This window comes from [Clostridium] ultunense DSM 10521 (assembly GCF_000511955.1).
GTDB classification, from domain to species: Bacteria; Bacillota; Clostridia; order Tissierellales; family Tepidimicrobiaceae; genus Schnuerera; species Schnuerera ultunensis.
In genome coordinates, this window is sequence record NZ_AZSU01000006.1 from 135561 (window position 1) to 154267 (window position 18707).

Sequence of the window (18707 nt, forward strand, 5' to 3'; positions counted from 1 at the left end):
TACAAAAAAAGCCAAAGAAAGGGCTGAAGAGATTATTACTAAGGCTCAAAACAATGCTAAGAGCATTCGTTTAGGTGCTTTAGAATATGCAGATAATATTTTGCATGAAACCCAAGAAGATTTAAAAGAGATTATTGACCTATTAAACAAAAATAGGCAGGAGTTAAGAGGGGATAAATAATCAATCCTGTGGAAGTAAATAGTATATTATCAATAGGATCAAAGAACATATTAACATGTAGACCGTTATAAATATTGCAAGTTTAAAAGAGTTAAAAAATAAATAAGGCCAACTTAAAGGGTATAGGGATTCTTGCCAAGGAAGGCCTGGCATAAAGGAGGGCTTGATTATATTTTTATACTTTATTAAATATAGTATTAGTCCATAGATAGAAGAAAAAATACCATGAAGAAATTTGGCAAATATATAAATTTTACTATCAATATCTGTACCGTTAATAAAGTTTAGAGCTTGGCTATGGATGGATAAACCGCTCCAACCGATTAAAAAGTTCACACGAAAATGATTTAGTTAGTAGGCTCCTCTTTAATAGATCCCACCTTCTTCTTTACTTCTTATGAATAATCTATCCCTTGTTTTTTGAGCAATAAAATGCCCGGGAGGCCCTTTTAGGGTTTCCCCAAGCTACTTATATATGCTTTATGTACAATTTTTAGGTGATTTTAGGTGAAACAATTAAGCAATTAGAGGTTCAACCATATATCCTCGTTTTTTTAATTCTCGGATAAGTTTCTTTTCTCTCTGCTTTTCATGATTCACTTGTATTTCTGTAAATTTGTCCTCATCATATGATAAGTTCTCTTTTAAAAGAGTATAGATAATTACTAATATCTTGCGTGCTAATCCAATAATAGCTTTTTTAGTACCCCTTCTTTGCTTTACCTTCCAATACCAGTTTGATAAATATGTTCCTTTTCTTCGTGTCACTGTCCAAGCTACTTCACATAGAATACTTTTTATATACGGATTTCCATGTCTTGTTTTTGTAGATTTAGTTTTTCCTGCACTCTCATTGCAGCCTGGTGATAACCCAGCCCACGAGCAAATATGCTCTGGATCAGGAAATTTGCTCATATCTATTCCTATTTCAGCAATAATGGCAGCTGCTGCTACCTTACTTATCCCAGGTATTCCGTCTAGTGTTTCCTCAGCTTCCTTGAACTTCTCAAGATATTTATCTATGCTATTATCTAGTTCCTCTATGTTTTCTTCCATCTGTAGCAAATGACGCATTTGCATAGACAAAAAACTTCTCTCATGTTCATTTAAGCTTCCATTTATAGCTAATGCTATATCTGATTGTTTCTTTCTGAGAACTCCTTTTATTAATGAATCTAATTCTTCGACATTTACATTGCCATGGTCAATGAGGTGATTTATTATTAATCTACCTGATGCTCCAAAAACATCTGACATAAATGTAGACAACTTAAAACCACAGCTCTGAAGAAACTTTTCTATTCGATTCTTTTGATTACTTACTTCGTGAACTATGCTTTTTCTATATCGGGTAAGGTCTCTTAGTTTCCTTACTTCTTTTTCTGGAATAAAACTTCCTGAAAGTAGCCCAGATCTTAATAGGCTCGCTATCCATTCCGAATCCTTTACATCTGTTTTTCGACCAGGCACATTCTTTATTTTTTGAGCATTTACTAGCAATATTTCTATATCACCTTCAAAAGCATCTTCAAGTGCTACATATACTGGTTTCCAATATACTCCTGTACTTTCCATCGCTACATGGTGGCAATCTTCTTTTTCTAGCCATTCTTTAAGACTTTTTAAGCCATGCTGAAGAGCTGAAAACTTCCTTATTTCTGATGTTGGTTTGCAATTCAAGGCACCCTTGGTGATACATGCTACTATGTTATCCCTATGAACATCCAACCCGCAACATATTTCTAATATTGCTTCCATTACCTTCACTCCAATATGTTTTAGTGACAAGATTGATAGCCTGAGAAAATCTAAAATTTCACACACGTGCTATCAGTTTTATTCCTAAGAAGTAAAACTAATGCAACACTCCTTTGTACTCTTGGGCTATCAAGATAGGTTAGTACCCGGGGATCAACCGCCATTCTTATTATCATCCTTTTTTCTTGTCCCGTTTTTAAGATATCCATTTAATAGTAGTTATAAACATCTTCAACATAATTTAGGGGAACGATTATTAGTAGTCACTACATTTTCATTCCCCTTTGTGTCTTCAAGTCATGATGGTTAGTAAGCTTTTAATATATTTCACACGAAAATGATTTAGTTAGTAGGCTCCTCTTTAATAGATCCCACCTTCTTCTTTACTTCTTATGAATAATCTATCCCTTGTTTTTTGAGCAATAAAATGCCCGGGAGGCCCTTTTAGGGTTTCCCCAAGCTACTTATATATGCTTTATGTACAATTTTTAGGTGATTTTAGGTGAAACAATTAAGCAATTAGAGGTTCAACCATATATCCTCGTTTTTTTAATTCTCGGATAAGTTTCTTTTCTCTCTGCTTTTCATGATTCACTTGTATTTCTGTAAATTTGTCCTCATCATATGATAAGTTCTCTTTTAAAAGAGTATAGATAATTACTAATATCTTGCGTGCTAATCCAATAATAGCTTTTTTAGTACCCCTTCTTTGCTTTACCTTCCAATACCAGTTTGATAAATATGTTCCTTTTCTTCGTGTCACTGTCCAAGCTACTTCACATAGAATACTTTTTATATACGGATTTCCATGTCTTGTTTTTGTAGTATTTAGTTTTTCCTGTCACTCTCATTGCAGCCTGGTGATAACCCAGNAAGCTAAATATTGGAGTTTATATGTATAATGGGGAATTTGCTGGAGTATATACTAGAATAAGTAGGGAGAACATTATATTTGGAAGAGAAGGATATTTTAGTATACCTAATATGCTAGTAAGATAGCGATACAATAGAATAATAATAACTAGTATGTTATAATACTTCTAAAATAAGTAAGTATATATAATAAAATAGCCGTTTCTTGAACCGATTCCCAAAAGTGGACCAAAATCTAACTAATGGGGTCGGTTCATCTTTATGCTGCTTTTTATATACCTTTCATAAATTTATTGCGCATACCTGTGATTTTAATTCGAATTCATCCAGAAGATGAATATGTTTTTACAAATGAAAAAGAAATTAAGAAAATAGAAAACTATAAAATATTGTTAATATTTAGACAATATAATTATAGTTGATATTAAGTAATTCAGTTAAAATTGCAAAGATATTGAAATAAAATTAAATAAATATATGTGTGCTAATTATAAAAAAATTCTAATAAGTGTTGAATAAATATTGGATTTATGGTATTATTCAATTGTTAAATATTTTATTATTTTTAAAGGATACTTAATTAAAAATTAATATTCAGGATTTTAATCTCTTAAACTAATGGAATATGTTAATTTAAAGAAACAAAATGCGCCACACTATGTGAAATAATAAACAAACTAATAGTATTTTGAATAATTAAGGGGGTTAGAAACTATGATTAAAAATGCATTATCTCTTTTATTACTAATTTCTACAGGGATATATTTGATCTATCAATCTATTGTTACCAGTAATAATAATGTATTGATAAACTTTTTAATAATTGGTATATTATTGTTTTACCTAACAGGAGTTTATTCTCATATTAAAGAAATTAAATAAATGCATACATACATAAGGAGTAGATTGCTATGAGTAAAGATTTCAAGGTATTAATTGCCGCATTAGTTGGAACAGTTGCCACTTATTTTTTAAATGTCACTTTAAATATTAATCCTATGGCAGCTTCAGGATTGGTAGGATTAGTATCCTTTTTTCTTTTACCTAAGGATTTAGCCTTAGTAACTTATACGGCATCTTTTGCAGGCATGTCTTCTTCTGCAATCTTGACTAATTATTTAATGGCTATTTTAGCTGGATTATTAGTAGGTATTATATTTATGCTAGTACAGGCTGTTTTTAATGGGTATGGAGGTAAACTAGGAACTATTGCAGCTTTGTCTGTATTAATTACTTTAGGAATTTTTAAATTGTTTTAAGGAGGCAGATATGTGGATAAGGTAATGGTTTTTAAAATATTTATTATGGTAATATTAGGAGGAGTTTCTACTTTCTATATAAATCATAAATTGAAAAAGGGTCCAGTATTTGCTTCTGCAATAGTGACCTTTTTTAGTGGTATAGTCTTACCTTTTTTATTTAAGGATTCTGGTTTGACTATGGCTGCGGCTACTGCTGCTGGCTCTTATATAGGGATGTCGGGAAAAGAGCAGATCCAAAATTCTATGGAAATTATAGTAGCATCTATTTTTTTAAGTACACTATTTGTTATTTCAAATGATGTTTTTATAGGAATAGGAGGAAAACTTGGGACAATGGCTTGCATTTCAGTTATGGCACTATATGGTATAAAAACACTTTCTGGCAATATTATGTTTAAAGGGAATGGAAAGCCTAAGGATTTGGATATTAGAAACAATTAATGTTGTTCATTCAAAATGTAAAAAGCTATAACAAATCGACCTAATAGCCAATGACATCAAGTAAAATTTAGGTCGATTTGTTATATTTTATTTTAGGTATTATTAACATTGACAAATATAAACAAATAAAATAACATTAAATTAATATTGTTTTAAGGTGCTTTTATAAAATGCCATTCTTGTAAAATTAATATTTTTAGCATAAAATTTTTCATTTCAATTATTTTAATATTTAAAATTTAATTTACTTCTTTATTATTATGGCAAAAAAGGAGGGTTTTGTATGGAGTTTGCATTTGACTTGGAAGCAAACGAAGAAAAGTTAAAGGATTTAAAAATTTTTATGAGAGAAAACAAGAGGAAGAAGGGAGCATTGATGGCAGTCTTACATGAAGCTCAAAACTTATTCGGCTACCTTCCTATTGAAGTTCAAAAGATGATCTCAGAAGAACTTAGAATCCCCTTATCTGAAATTTATGGAGTAGCTACATTTTACTCCCAATTTTCCCTAATACCAAAAGGAGAATATAAAATAGGAGTATGTTTAGGCACTGCCTGTTATGTAAAGGGTGCTCAGGAAATATTGGATAAGGTAGAAGAATTACTGGGAATTGGTGTGGGACAAACTACACCGGATAGAAAATTCTCCATTGATGCAACTAGGTGTTTGGGAGCTTGTGGATTAGCACCAGTATTGACCGTCAATGAAGATGTATATGGAAAGTTAAATCCTGATGATGTAAAAGAGATTATAGAGAAATATAGATAATCTGGAGGTGGAAATTTGAAAACCATAGGTGAATTAAATAGAATTAAAGAGGAAACATTAGAAAAAATTAGCTTAAGACAAAAAGAACAGTCTACAATATCTTTTGATCAGAAGGATATGGAGGCCCATTTGACTCATGTTTTAGTATGTGGTGGTACAGGCTGTCACTCATCTGAAGGAGATGAAATCAGAGAGTTATTGGAAAAAAAGGTTAAGGAAAGAGGATTAGACAATATTCAGGTAACATTAACTGGTTGTTTTGGTCTTTGTGAAGCTGGCCCCAATATAGTTATATATCCAGAGGGTATATTCTATAGTCATGTGAAGTTAGAAGATGTTGATGAAATAGTAGAAGAACATTTCCAAAAAGGACATATCGTAAAAAGATTATTATACCAGGGAGCTATTGAAGAAGAGGCTATTATGCCAGTAAGTGAGGTTAATTTTTATAAAAAGCAAACAAGAGTTGCTTTAAGAAACTGTGGACTTATAAATCCAGAAGATATTGATGAATATATTGCCTTTGACGGATATCAAGCTTTAGCTAAGGTTATAACTGAATTGACTCAAGAAGAAGTTATTGAATTTGTAAAGGAATCTAACTTAAGGGGAAGAGGTGGAGCAGGTTTCCCAGCAGGTCGAAAATGGGAAACGGCTTTTAAATATCCAGCAGATCAAAAATATGTAATATGTAATGCAGATGAAGGGGATCCAGGTGCATTTATGGATAGATCTATCCTTGAAGGAGACCCCCATTCCGTTTTAGAGGCTATGGCTATATGTGGCTATGCAATAGGCTCAGACCAAGGCTATATCTACGTAAGGGCAGAGTATCCAATAGCTGTACACAGATTAGAAGTGGCTATAGAGCAAGCTAAGGAAAATGGGTTACTAGGCAAAAACATTCTAGGAACTGATTTTAGTTTCGATATAGAGTTAAGGCTAGGTGCAGGAGCCTTTGTATGTGGAGAAGGAACGGCTTTAATGGAATCCATTGAAGGAAAAAGGGGAATGCCTAGAACCAAAATCAATAGGACTGCTCATAAAGGATTATGGGGAAAGCCAACTATAATAAACAATGTAGAAACTTTTGCAAATATTCCTGCTATATTCCAAAATGGGGTAGAATGGTTTAAAAACATTGGAACGGAAGATTCACCTGGAACAAAGGTATTTGCATTAGGAGGAAAGATAGAAAATACGGGACTTATTGAGGTACCCATGGGAGTTACATTAAGAGATATAATATATGATATAGGCGGAGGTATTCCTAAAGGAAAGGAATTTAAAGCAATTCAAACAGGAGGGCCTTCTGGTGGCTGTATACCTAAAGAATATATAGATACTCCTGTTGACTTTATTTCTTTAGCAAAATTAGGTTCTATAATGGGCTCTGGTGGAATGGTAGTAATGGACGAAGACAATTGTATGGTAGACATTGCAAGGTTTTTCTTAGATTTTACTGTTGAGGAATCCTGTGGTAAATGTGTACCATGTAGAGAAGGAACTAAGAGAATGCTGGAAATATTAGAAAGGATAACTAATGGAGAAGGAACACCGGAAGATTTAGATAGGCTCGAATCCTTATCTGAAACCATAACCAATGGGTCCCTATGTGGCTTAGGGCAAACAGCTGCAAACCCAGTAATATCTACTATGAAATATTTTAGAGATGAATACGAAGCTCATGTTTATGAGAAAAGATGTCCTGCAGGTTCATGTCAGGCCCTTTTACAATTCTTCATTACAGAGGACTGTATAGGTTGTACTAAATGTGCTAGAAACTGTCCTGTTTCATGTATTAGTGGCAAAGTAAAGGAAAGACATGTAATAAATACTGATGAATGTATTAAATGTGGTACATGTATGGAAGTTTGCCCGACTGGCGCTGTAATCAAGAGATAGAAATGGGAGGTTTATTATGGAAAATGTAACTCTTACTATAGATGGGAAAAAAGTAACTGTGCCTAAGGATTATTATGTCATTCAAGCTGCTAAAAAGGTAGGAATAGATATCCCAGCATTATGCTATGATCCTAATTTGGAGGTGGTTTCCGCTTGTAGGCTTTGTTTAGTGGAGATTGAGGGAAGAAAGAAATTAGAAACTTCCTGTTCTACAAAAGTAAAAGAAGGAATGGTAGTATATACTGAGTCTGAAAAGGTGGTAGCCATAAGAAGAGAAATCCTTCAATTGCTTTTAGACAACCATCCTAATGACTGTTTAACTTGTCAAAAAGCAGGGGAATGTTTGCTACAACAATATGCTTATAGATATGATGTAAAATTTAGAGAACACGATGGAGCAAGAAGACCTAACTATGTAGACACGTCAAGCCCTTATATTTTAAAAGATGATAGCAAATGTATACTCTGTGGCAAATGTGTCAGAACTTGCTCTCAAGTACATGACAGAAAAGTCTTATCTTTTGCAGGAAGAGGATTTGATACAAGGATAGTTGCAGATGCAGATTTCTCTTTAGAAGAATCCACTTGTGTCTCCTGTAATAGGTGCGTAGTAGCATGTCCTGTAGGTGCCCTTATAGATAGGAGGGTTTTAGGAAAGACAAGAGTTTGGGATAGTGAAATAAAAAGTATAAAATGTAAAGCTTGTAATTATGGATGTAATTTTGAGGTGTTATCTAAAAAGGGTAAAAATATTGCCGTTAGGGCGAAAGCTCCTTCTGAGGGAAGACCTTTATGCTTAAAGGGAAGACTTACTACCGAATTACTGTATGTAGATGAACCAGAAACCCCTTATAAAAAGGAAAATGGAAAGTTCGTAGGAACTAGTTGGAAGGAAGCTTTAGAGCTAGACGGTGTATTTGAAAAACTATTGGAAGAAGAGAAAAGTAAGTAGGAGTTGAATAAGATGGCTGAAATAACCATAAATGGTAAGATGTATAATGTGGAAGACCATATTACAGTACTTGAGGCCTGTAGAAAAATAGGTATAGATATTCCAACTTTATGTTATGATGATAGACTAGAACCCCATGCTGCCTGTAGATTATGCTTAGTTGAAGTAAAGGGAAAAGGAAAGCTTGAAACTTCCTGTTCCCTTAAGGTAAGGGATGGAATGGTCATAGAAACCCATAGTGAAAAAGTAATTAATGCAAGAAAGGATATATTAGATCTATTGTTTTCAAACCATCCAAATGATTGCCTTATTTGTGATAAATCGGGAGCATGTGATTTGCAAAATTATTGCTTTGAATATGGAGTGGAAATGGGAACTTATGAAGGAGATAAGAAGGATTATCCTATAGATTATTCCAATCATTTTTATACCTATGACCCTAATAAATGTATCTTATGTGGTAAATGCGTTAGGGTATGTTCTGAACTACAATGTACCGATGCTATTGGACTAGAAAACAGGGGCTTCCATACTAAGGTAGTTACCCCTTTCGATATGGGATTAGCTACTTCTAATTGCGTATCCTGTGGAAACTGTGTAGCAGCATGTCCAGTAGGAGCGTTAATGCCAAAGAGGAAGGAAAAGTTTAGACTTTGGGAAGTGAAAAAAGTAAAAACTACTTGTTCCTACTGTGGCGTAGGTTGCCAGATGGAATTGTTGGTAAAAGGAGACAGGGTTGTAGGTGTAGAACCAGCAAGAGGTAAGGCCAATAATGGGCTACTTTGTGTTAAGGGAAGGTTTGGATATCCCTTTATTAATCATCCAGACAGATTAAAAACTCCACTTATAAAGAGGAATGGCAAGTTTGAAGAAGCCAGTTGGGATGATGCATATAAATTAATAGTGAGCAAAGTAAAAGAAATAAAGGGAGAGTATGGATCAGAAGCCTTCGCAGGCCTTACTTCCGCTAGATGTACTAATGAAGAAAACTATTTATTCCAGAAGTTATTCAGAGCAGTAATAGGAACCAATAATGTAGACCATTGTGCCCGACTCTGACATTCTTCCACCGTTGCAGGTCTTGCAACAACATTAGGAAGTGGTGCTATGACTAATAGTATTGAAGAGATACTCAATACAGACGCTATATTTGTAATTGGTTCTAATACTACTGAAAACCATCCAGTAATAGGGACGGTTATGAAAAGAGCAATGAAAAAGGGGGCAAAACTAATAGTAGCTGATCCAAGGAGGATTGAATTAGCAGACTATGCTGATGTATTTCTACAAATTAAGCCAGGAACTAATATAGCCCTATTAAATGGAATGATGAATGTAATTTTAGATCGCGGTTTACATGATAAGAAGTTTATTGAAGAAAGAACGGAGAATTTTGAAGAGTTTGAAAGGGTAATGAAACAATATACTCCAGAGAGGGTTGCAGAAATATGTGGAGTAGATGAAGAAGATATTATAAAAGCGGCCCTTATATATGCAGAAGCAGAAAAAGCAGGAATTTATTATGCCATGGGAATAACCCAACATACTACAGGAACCCATTCTGTAATGAGTATATCTAATTTAAGCTTACTTTGCGGAAATATTGGGAAAGTCTCAGCAGGAGTAAATCCATTGAGAGGACAAAACAATGTTCAAGGTGCCTGTGATATGGGTGGACTTCCAGCTGATTTACCAGGATACCAAAAGGTATTTAAACCAGAAGTCCAAGAAAAGTTTGAAGAGATGTGGAATTCAAATATTCCAAATAAAGTAGGCCTGACCATACCGGAAATATTCGATGAAGCAGAAAAGGGAGATATTAAATTTATATATATAATGGGAGAAAACCCTATGGTATCCGACCCAGATATAAACCATGTAAGGAAAGCCTTGACTAATTTAGACTTTTTGGTGGTACAGGACATATTCTTAACAGAAACAGCAGAATTAGCTGATGTAGTACTGCCAGCAGCATCTTTTGCAGAAAAGGATGGGACTTTCACTAATACGGAGAGAAGGGTCCAAAGGGTAAGAAAAGCCATAGAACCAGTAGGTAATTCTAAACCCGATTGGCAGATATTGATGGAGTTTATGAATGGACTTGGTTACAATAAAAAATATTTACATCCTTCCGAAATAATGGAGGAAATTAGAACTGTAGTGCCCCAATATGGAGGGATTACCTATGATAGGATAGAAAAAGAAGGTATTCAATGGCCTTGTCCAGATATAGATCATCCAGGAACCAAATATCTTCATAAAGCTGCTATAGCTAGAGGTAGAGGCCTCTTTATGGCTATAGACCATAGAGATAGTGCTGAACTGGCTGATACCCAATACCCATTTATTTTTACTACAGGAAGGGTACTATACCATTATCATACAAGAACTATGACGGGGCGAGTGGAAGGGTTAAACAAATTATCGCCTAAATCCTATGTAGAGATAAATGAAGTAACAGCTAATAAGTTAGGCATTTCTCACGGTGAAAAAGTAAGGCTGACTTCAAGGCGAGGTAGCATTACAACCTGGGCAAAGGTAACGGATATAATAGATGAAAATGTGCTATTTATGCCTTTCCATTTTGCTGAGGGTGCAGCTAACTACCTTACTAATACCGAACTGGATTCTATTGCGAAGATTCCAGAATTAAAAGTAGCTGCTGTTAGAATAGAGAAATTGGGGAGTTGAAATTATGTTTAGGGTTGGGATAATTACTGCTAGTGATAAAGGTTCTATAGGAGAAAGGGAAGACATTAGTGGAAAGACTATTAGGGAGATAGTAGAGTCAAAAGGATATAAGGTTGAAAAGTCTATAATTCTTCCTGATGATGAAAAAACCATTTTAGATGAGATGATATATATGGCTGATGAATTAAAAGTAGATTTAATCCTAACTACAGGAGGAACTGGATTTAGTACAAAAGATGTAACTCCTGAAGCTACTATTAAAGCCTGTGATAGGATGGCCAACGGTATAGCTGAGGCTATTAGATACTATAGCCTTGGCATTACCCAACGTGCAATGCTATCTAGAGCAGTTTCAGGAATAAGGGGAGAAACTTTGATAATAAATCTTCCTGGAAGTCCTAAGGCAGTCAAAGAATCCTTAGAATATATAATGGATAGTCTTCACCATGGTTTAGAAATACTAACAGGCCAAACTGGCGATTGTGCTAGGTAGGTGAAAATATGAAAAAATTTGGTACAGCTGTCATACTTGCAGGTGGAAAAAGCACTCGGATGGGTTTTGATAAGCAATTGCTAAAGATAAACGAGAGAAGGCTTATAGATAATCTAAGAAGGAAATTAAATAAAATGTTTGATGATATAGTTGTAGTAACTAATAGGTCTGAATATTACCTGGGATTTCCAGACAAAATAACTAAGGATATAATAGTAGGGAAAGGGCCTCTATCAGGAATTCATGCCGGGTTAAAGGCATCTTATAGCCAATATGTTTATTTTGTCGCCTGTGATATGCCAAATATTAATTTAAATTATATTGAATATATGAAGAAAGAATTAAAAGATTTAAAGGTAAAGGCTTGTGTGACAAGGTATGGAGAATGGATAGAGCCTTTTAATGCATTTTACTCTAAGAATATGATAGAGGACATAGAAGAGCATCTATCTAATAATGGAAGATCCGTGAATTCTTTAATATCTAAACTACCTGTTCATTATATAGAAGAAGAAAAAGCTAGAGAATTTAGTCCTAATTGGGATATGTTTTTGAATTTAAATACTAAAGAAGAATTAAATGACTATTTAAAAATAATCAATAGTCAAAATTGAGGTTGGTAAGATGGATACTATTAAAAGGGTTGATATTCTCAGGATAAAGGGTGAAGAATTCAAAGGAGAAGAGGATGTAGTAATATTGGAATACCCCTTCACCATATTTGTAAACGATGAAGAGATAATAACATTACTATGTAGTCCTAATTCTCTCAAAGAATTAATGGTAGGTTTTCTTTTTTCAGAAGAATTCATATCTTCTCTTTCAGATATAGATAGAATTAGGTTAGATGAGGATAAGGGCATAGGTTATATTTATCTTAAAAATATAAACCAATTTAATGAAAAACTTAGAGGAAAGAGGACCATTACCTCAGGTTGTGGAAAAGGAACTCTATTCTATAATGTATTGGACTCCTTTAAATCCAAAAGGATAAAAGAACCTTTGTCCATAGAAGTAGAAAATATAAAAAGGCTTATAAGTAAGTTTAATAAAAAATCAGAGCTTTTTTTGAATACAGGTGGGGTCCATAGTTGTGCATTATGTAGTGCTAATGATATAATTCTATTTGAAGAAGATATAGGAAGACATAATGCCCTAGATAAAATATTTGGAAAAGCTTTACTAGAAGGAATTGATACTAAGGATAAGATAATTTTAACCAGTGGTAGAATATCCTCTGAAATCCTTATAAAATCAGCTAAAAGGCAGGTTCCAGTAATAGTTTCTAGGTCTGCTCCCACTAGTTTATCGGTAGAGTTAGCCAAAGAACTGGGCATTACCCTTATTGGATTTGCCAGAGGACAAAAAATGAATATCTACACAAATTTTCCGAGCTTAATTTTCTAAAGCTTTATGCCATGGATATTAAGCCGTTAGGTATAAAGGGAAACCCTTATGCCTCCCGTGTTTGGAAAGGAAGATTATAAAACCATAAATTATTTATGGTTTTTAACAGTCCTTTCGAGGGCTGTTTTTATTTTGAGAAAACTAACAAATAACAAACTTAAAAACAAAGGAGATGGTTTTGTGAAAAGATTTTTAGCATTATCTTTAAGTATCTTACTCATTTTTACAATTTTGGTAGGTTGTACACCAAAGAATGATGGACAAGACCTAGGAGAGCTTGAAGAAAATACTAGTAAGGTAGAAGATACTAATTCAGAAGAAAAGACAGGTGGTAGAATAATATTATCCACAACTACCAGTACTCAAGACAGTGGACTTTTAGACTACATATTGCCAGTATTTGAAGAAGAAACTGGTATAGAAGTAGATGTTGTGGCTGTAGGAACAGGCAAGGCCTTACAGATGGGTAAAGATGGAGATGCAGACATTCTTTTAGTTCATGCTAAAGAATCTGAGGAAGAGTTTGTAGCAGAAGGCTATGGAAAGGAAAGACAAGACGTAATGTATAATGATTTCATTCTTGTAGGGCCAAAGGACGATCCTTTAAAATTAAAGGAAAATTCACCAAATAACATATTGGAAGGATTAAAGAATATTGCTGATAATGAAACTATCTTTGTATCTAGAGGGGATGATTCAGGGACACATAAAAAAGAGCTTTCCATATGGAAGGAAGCAGAAATTGAACCAGCTGGAGAATGGTATTTAGAGGCAGGAGCTGGTATGGGAGATGTATTAAAGATTACAGATGAAAAGGAAGGATATACTATTACTGATAGAGCGACCTATCTAAGCATGAGAGATACATTAGATTTAGATATAATAATAGAAGGAGACGAGAATCTATTCAACCAATATGGTATAATACCAGTAAACCCAGAAAAATTTGATGACAAAGTGAAGGATAGAATTAATGAAGAAGGCGCCCAAATATTTATGGATTGGTTGCTATCAGAGGATATACAAAACTTAATTGGAGAATATGGCGTGGAGGAATTTGGTATGCCTCTATTTGTGCCAAATGCAAAATAATTAATATATGAAGTTAAAGCTGCATATTTTATTCAGTTGATAAAATATGCAGCTTTAAACTATAGGCGGTGATCATTATAGATTATATAGCAGAAGGATTTAAAGAAGCCATTAGGTTATTAATAGGTTTTGATAAGGAAGTATACGGTATAATAACATTATCCCTATTTGTTTCTACTACAGCTACTGTAATAGCTTCTTTAATCTGTATCCCACTAGGAATACATTTAGGGATAAAAAATTTTAAAGGAAAAAAAGCTTTTTCACGGATTTTATATACTTTTATGAGTATTCCTTCGGTAATTGTAGGACTAATTGTTGCTATTTTACTTTCAAGGAGAGGTCCTTTTGGGGAATTTGATCTTCTATATACTCCAAAAGCAATGGTAATAGCGCAAGTTTTGTTAGTAACACCGTTGGTTTTAGGGCTTACCTATAGTATTTCGAAAAATAGGGGAAAGGAAATAGAAAAAATAGGGATAACCCTAGGAGCTAGCAAAAGGGATATTATAATATTGACTATGAAAGAGCTTAAAGTGGATTTAATAGTCAATATAGTTACTGCCTTTTCTAGGGCCATATCGGAAGTAGGAGCAGTTATGATAGTGGGAGGTAATATTAAAAATCGGACTAGAGTTATTACCACTACCATATCCATGATGAATTCTATGGGAGACTATCCTATGGCAATTGCTTTAGGCATAGTTTTACTCATAATTTCTTTTGTCATAAATAGTTTAATCTATTCTTATAGTGGAGAGGATTAGCATGGAAATCACTATTTTTAATTTGAAAAAAACTTATTCTGAAAGAGAAATATTAAATATAGAAGATTTAAAGATCGAAAGAGGAAAGATTACAGGACTAATAGGTCCCAATGGTTCTGGGAAAACTACTCTATTAAATATTTTGTCTGGTTTAGATAAGGATTTTTCTGGCATTATTAGATATGATGGAAAGCTTTTAGATGGAGGTATTTATAAGAAGATGACCTTAGTATCGCAAAAACCCTACCTTTTTAGAAGGAAGGTATATGAAAATATTGAATACCCTTTAAAGGTAAGGGGTATAAACAAGGATGAAAGGAAAAGAGAAGTAAAGAAGATAATGAAAAGGTTTGGAATAGAAGAGCTAAGGGATAAGAAAGGGCATCTTTTATCTGGAGGAGAATCTCAGAAAGTTAGCTTAGCAAGAGCATTGGTTTTTAAACCTGATTTATTATTTTTAGACGAACCTACATCTAACATAGACCCAGAATCTATAAAGATAATGGAAAGGGAAATACTAAGATTTAATAAGGAAACTAAGGGGACTGTACTTATAGTTACCCATAATATAGAGCAATCTAAAAGATTATGTCATAATATTATTTATTTAAAATCTGGAAAGGTAGGTTATTAAATATGGATTTTTTTGATGTTGTATCGACCCAGGAAGCAAGGAATAGAATTATGAGAAATTTTAAAGAATATGAATTTAAAATAGAGGAAATATCTATACTAGAGGCGACAGACAGAATTTTAGCAGAAAGTATATATTCTAATATAAATGTGCCAGAGTTTAACCGTTCCACCGTAGATGGATATGCAATTAAGTTTAAAGATAGCCAAGGGGCAAGTGAATCGGTGCCAAGCCTATTTAATATTTTGGGAGAAGTTAAGATGGGAGAAACTCCTAAAAGCAGCATAAAATCTGGAGAGACTATGTATGTTCCAACAGGAGGAATGATTCCTGAGGGAGCAGATGGAATGGTAATGATAGAGTATACTGAAAAACTAGATGAAGAAAACCTTATGGTATATAAACCTATATCCTTTAATGAAAATATTGTTTTAAAAGGTGACGATATAAAGAAAGGGGAAATGGTTCTGAAAAAGGGAAGGAGGATAAATCCCGAGGTAGTAGGAGTATTAGCCGCTTTAGGTATACCTAAGGTTAAAGTGTATAAAAGACCTAAATTCTATATAATTTCAACGGGAGATGAGATTATAGATATAGATGAAGAATTAGAACTAGGTAAAATTAGAGATATAAATAGCTATACCCTTTATTCTACTATAGTTAAACTAGGAGGAGAAATTACTGGAAAAACTATTGTAAAGGATGATTATGAGCTTTTAAGAAAAGAAGTGGATAAAGCTATTGCTATTTCAGATATTGTACTGATTTCTGGAGGAAGTTCTGTAGGAACTAGAGATTATACTGGTAAAGTAATAGATTCTTTTAATGGTAAGGGAGTATTTGTTCACGGAATTTCTATAAAACCAGGGAAACCAACAATTTTAGGAGAAGGTAAGGGTAAATTAATAGTTGGTCTTCCAGGCCATCCTGTATCTTCCATTATAGTTTTTAAAACTATTGTAGAGGAGTATATTTACAAAAAGATGGGAGTTATAGATTATAAATTAAAAACCAAGGTTATAATGGATTTCAACTTTCCTTCATCACCAGGGCAGGAGACTTATCAAATGGTAAAATTAGAAAATAGGGATGGTAAAATATATGCTACTCCTAGTTTTGGTAAATCTGGTATGATTACTTTATTGTCAAACTCTGATGGATATATAATAATCAAACCTTATGAAGAAGGAATATATAAGGGAGAAGAAAGGGAAGTATATTTGCTGTAATAGTATAACTAACATTTTACATGTCATCCTGAGAGTAGTAGAATGAACTTACCGACGAAGGATCTTTTCACGAAGGGCCTCCTGTTAAAGGATATAAAGACTAAAAGCGACATTCTTCAGTTGCGCTTCAGAATGGCAATGATGAACTCTACTAAAAGAAAGGGGCAAATCATAATGGACAAAAACAAAAGAAATATCTATATAGACAATATAGATGTAGAGGAAGCTAAGAAAGTATACTATGATAAATTAAATATAGAACCTCAATGGGAAGAAATAGATGTAGTAAATTCCTTAGGTAGGGTAACCTTTGAAGCCATATATGCAAAGGTTTCGTCCCCAAATTATAATGCTGCAGCAATGGATGGAATTTTAGTTGACTCTTCTAATACTTTAGGTGCTACAGAAGTAAATCCTAAGATATTAGAAGAAGGGAAGGAATTTTTATACATAAATACAGGAAATCCAGTAGTAGACCCTTATGATGGGGTAATAATGATAGAGGATGTTATCGAATTAGGAGAAGGAAAGGTACAAATACTAAAAGCTGCTCATCCTTGGCAACATGTAAGGCCTATTGGAGAAGACATAGTGGCTACGGAGATGGTAGTACCTTCTAAACATAAAGTTAGACCTATAGATATAGGTGCTTTAATATCTGGAGGTATAGAAAAAGTAAAAGTATATAAAAAGCCTAGAATAGGAATCCTTCCAACTGGAACGGAAATAATAGAAGACATTAAGAAACTTGAAACTGGAAAGATAATAGATTCAAATTCTAGGGTATTTGAAGCATTAGTTATTGAAGATGGTGGCATACCTAATAGATATAGTCCTATAGAAGATGACTATGAAAAACTCAAAAAGGCGGTTTTGAAAGGGGTAGAAGAAAACGATATTCTAATAATTGGTGCAGGTTCTTCTGCTGGATCTAAGGATTATACAGTAAATATAATAGAGGAATTGGGAGAAGTAGTAATCCATGGTGTTGCATTAAAACCAGGGAAACCTACGATTCTAGGGATAATAAAAGGAAAACCAGTAATCGGTATCCCTGGATACCCTGTATCTGCTTATTTGGTATTTGAAACTTTTGTTACACCTTTAATATTAAAATATATTGGATTAAAAGAGGAAAAGGATACTTTTGTAAATGCAATTATATCGAAGAAAATAACATCTTCCTTAAAAAATAGAGAGTTAGTAAGGGTTAATTTAGGATATGTAAATGATAAATTAATTGCAACCCCTTTATCTAGTGGTGCAGGGGTTACCATGAGTTTAGTAAAGGCTGATGGTATAGCTATAATACCTCAATCTTTAGAAGGAATAGATGCAGGAGGCATTGTAAATGTAAGATTGCTTAAGCCATTAAATCAAATTAAAGAAACTTTAGTCTCCATCGGTAGTCATGATATAATAATGGATATAATAGGGGATATGATGAAATTAACCTCTGGCCATGTAGGGAGCATGGGTGGAATCCTATCCACGAAAAGGGGGGAATGCCATATTGCCCCAATCCATCTATTGGATATGGAAACAGGGAAATACAATGTTTCTTATGTAAAAAGATACTTTCCTGGACAAAAGATGGCCATTATAAAAGGGGTTAAAAGGCATCAAGGTTTCATAGTGGGAAGGGGAAACCCTAAAGATATAAAGGATTTTTCAGATTTAATAAGGGAAGATATTGTCTATATAAATAGACAAAGGGGAGCAGGTACTAGAATACTTTTAGATTATCATTTGAATAAAGAAAATATCGATCCATCAAATATAAAAGGCTACGACAGGGAGATGACTACCCATATGGCAGTAGCCACAGCAGTTAAAACAGGATCTGCCACTACGGGATTAGGCACATATTCAGCAGCTAAAGCTTTGAATTTAGATTTTATCGATATAGCCTATGAAGACTATGACTTCCTAGTACCCTTTGAATTACTTGAAGATGATAGGGTGAAAGAATTTATTAAAACTTTAAAATCTGATGAATTTAAGGAAAGAGTAGAAGTCTTAGGAGGATATGGATTTGAAAATATTGGAAAGATAATTGTAGTTGAATAATAAAGTAAAGATGACGGGCATTTGATGCTCGTCATTTTTATTTTACAGAATATACCCCTGAAGTTTACGAATAGGGGTTTTCTTTTTACTATTCGTACCATTTTTCCTACCATTCGTACCATATTAAACAAAATTAAGGTTAAATATGGTATATTTTTGATAAATAAAGTTAAGTTTTATGGA

The 18707-nt window shown here is 33.6% G+C and carries 17 protein-coding genes, 1 pseudogene and 1 riboswitch; of the genes and pseudogenes, 16 read left to right on the forward strand and 2 right to left on the reverse strand.

The window, feature by feature from the left end:
* Positions 1-181: pseudogene (locus tag CUL_RS19190) on the forward strand (ATPase); the annotation flags it as partial.
* A 516-nt stretch (positions 182-697) separates the two neighbouring features.
* Here CUL_RS19190 and CUL_RS0113760 read toward each other — a convergent pair.
* Together CUL_RS0113760 and CUL_RS0113765 are read right to left on the reverse strand one after the other, a co-directional pair.
* Positions 698-1939: an IS110 family RNA-guided transposase gene (locus CUL_RS0113760; RefSeq protein ID WP_025642256.1), complete on the reverse strand. Its 1242-nt coding sequence runs from the start codon at positions 1937-1939 to the stop codon at positions 698-700.
* A 511-nt stretch (positions 1940-2450) separates the two neighbouring features.
* Complete coding sequence (locus tag CUL_RS0113765; RefSeq protein ID WP_025640462.1) at positions 2451-2702, reverse strand: hypothetical protein; 252 nt, start codon at positions 2700-2702, stop codon at positions 2451-2453.
* Between the two features lie 824 nt (positions 2703-3526).
* Between CUL_RS0113765 and CUL_RS18995 the strand changes: the two genes are divergently transcribed.
* The 15 genes from CUL_RS18995 to CUL_RS0113850 all read left to right on the forward strand — a co-directional run bounded on the left by CUL_RS18995 (position 3527) and on the right by CUL_RS0113850 (position 18524).
* Positions 3527-3694, forward strand: coding sequence for a hypothetical protein (locus tag CUL_RS18995; protein ID WP_157752670.1), 168 nt, complete (start codon positions 3527-3529; stop codon positions 3692-3694).
* Positions 3695-3723: 29 nt separating this feature from the next.
* On the forward strand, positions 3724-4071 hold the full coding sequence (locus CUL_RS0113780) for a hypothetical protein (protein WP_005586342.1): 348 nt from the start codon (positions 3724-3726) through the stop codon (positions 4069-4071).
* Between the two features lie 12 nt (positions 4072-4083).
* Complete coding sequence (locus CUL_RS17495; RefSeq protein ID WP_005586341.1) at positions 4084-4515, forward strand: hypothetical protein; 432 nt, start codon at positions 4084-4086, stop codon at positions 4513-4515.
* A 283-nt stretch (positions 4516-4798) separates the two neighbouring features.
* Positions 4799-5284 (forward strand): NADH-quinone oxidoreductase subunit NuoE family protein, encoded by a 486-nt coding sequence (locus CUL_RS0113790; protein ID WP_005586340.1) that lies wholly within the window; start codon positions 4799-4801, stop codon positions 5282-5284.
* A gap of 117 nt (positions 5285-5401) precedes the next feature.
* Positions 5402-7189: an NADH-quinone oxidoreductase subunit NuoF gene (locus tag CUL_RS0113795; protein WP_025642258.1), complete on the forward strand. Its 1788-nt coding sequence runs from the start codon at positions 5402-5404 to the stop codon at positions 7187-7189.
* Positions 7190-7205: 16 nt separating this feature from the next.
* Entirely contained in the window at positions 7206-8141 is a 936-nt protein-coding gene (locus tag CUL_RS0113800; protein WP_005586339.1) for an NADH-quinone oxidoreductase subunit G, read from the forward strand.
* Between the two features lie 12 nt (positions 8142-8153).
* Positions 8154-10832, forward strand: coding sequence for a formate dehydrogenase subunit alpha (gene fdhF / locus CUL_RS18500; RefSeq protein ID WP_081722870.1), 2679 nt, complete (start codon positions 8154-8156; stop codon positions 10830-10832).
* 4 nt (positions 10833-10836) lie between these two features.
* On the forward strand, positions 10837-11325 hold the full coding sequence (locus tag CUL_RS0113815; protein WP_025642263.1) for a MogA/MoaB family molybdenum cofactor biosynthesis protein: 489 nt from the start codon (positions 10837-10839) through the stop codon (positions 11323-11325).
* Between the two features lie 8 nt (positions 11326-11333).
* Positions 11334-11939 carry a molybdenum cofactor guanylyltransferase gene (gene mobA, locus CUL_RS0113820; RefSeq protein WP_025642264.1) on the forward strand — a complete coding sequence of 202 codons (606 nt, stop codon included), beginning with the start codon at positions 11334-11336 and terminating at the stop codon, positions 11937-11939.
* Between the two features lie 10 nt (positions 11940-11949).
* Entirely contained in the window at positions 11950-12732 is a 783-nt protein-coding gene (gene fdhD / locus CUL_RS0113825; RefSeq protein WP_025642265.1) for a formate dehydrogenase accessory sulfurtransferase FdhD, read from the forward strand.
* Positions 12701-12820, forward strand: a riboswitch (molybdenum cofactor riboswitch). (Overlaps the previous gene by 32 nt.)
* Before the next feature lie 92 nt (positions 12821-12912).
* A complete protein-coding gene (locus CUL_RS0113830) occupies positions 12913-13824 on the forward strand; it encodes an ABC transporter substrate-binding protein (protein ID WP_025642267.1) in 912 nt (303 codons plus the stop codon).
* A 68-nt stretch (positions 13825-13892) separates the two neighbouring features.
* Positions 13893-14591 (forward strand): ABC transporter permease, encoded by a 699-nt coding sequence (locus tag CUL_RS0113835; protein WP_005586330.1) that lies wholly within the window; start codon positions 13893-13895, stop codon positions 14589-14591.
* Between the two features lies 1 nt (position 14592).
* The gene (locus CUL_RS0113840; RefSeq protein ID WP_005586329.1) at positions 14593-15225 is read left to right on the forward strand and encodes an ABC transporter ATP-binding protein; all 633 of its coding nucleotides are present in this window, start codon (positions 14593-14595) and stop codon (positions 15223-15225) included.
* A 2-nt stretch (positions 15226-15227) separates the two neighbouring features.
* Entirely contained in the window at positions 15228-16454 is a 1227-nt protein-coding gene (locus tag CUL_RS0113845; RefSeq protein WP_005586328.1) for a molybdopterin molybdotransferase MoeA, read from the forward strand.
* 174 nt (positions 16455-16628) lie between these two features.
* Positions 16629-18524, forward strand: coding sequence for a molybdopterin biosynthesis protein (locus CUL_RS0113850; RefSeq protein ID WP_025642273.1), 1896 nt, complete (start codon positions 16629-16631; stop codon positions 18522-18524).
* The last annotated feature ends 183 nt before the right edge of the window (positions 18525-18707 follow it).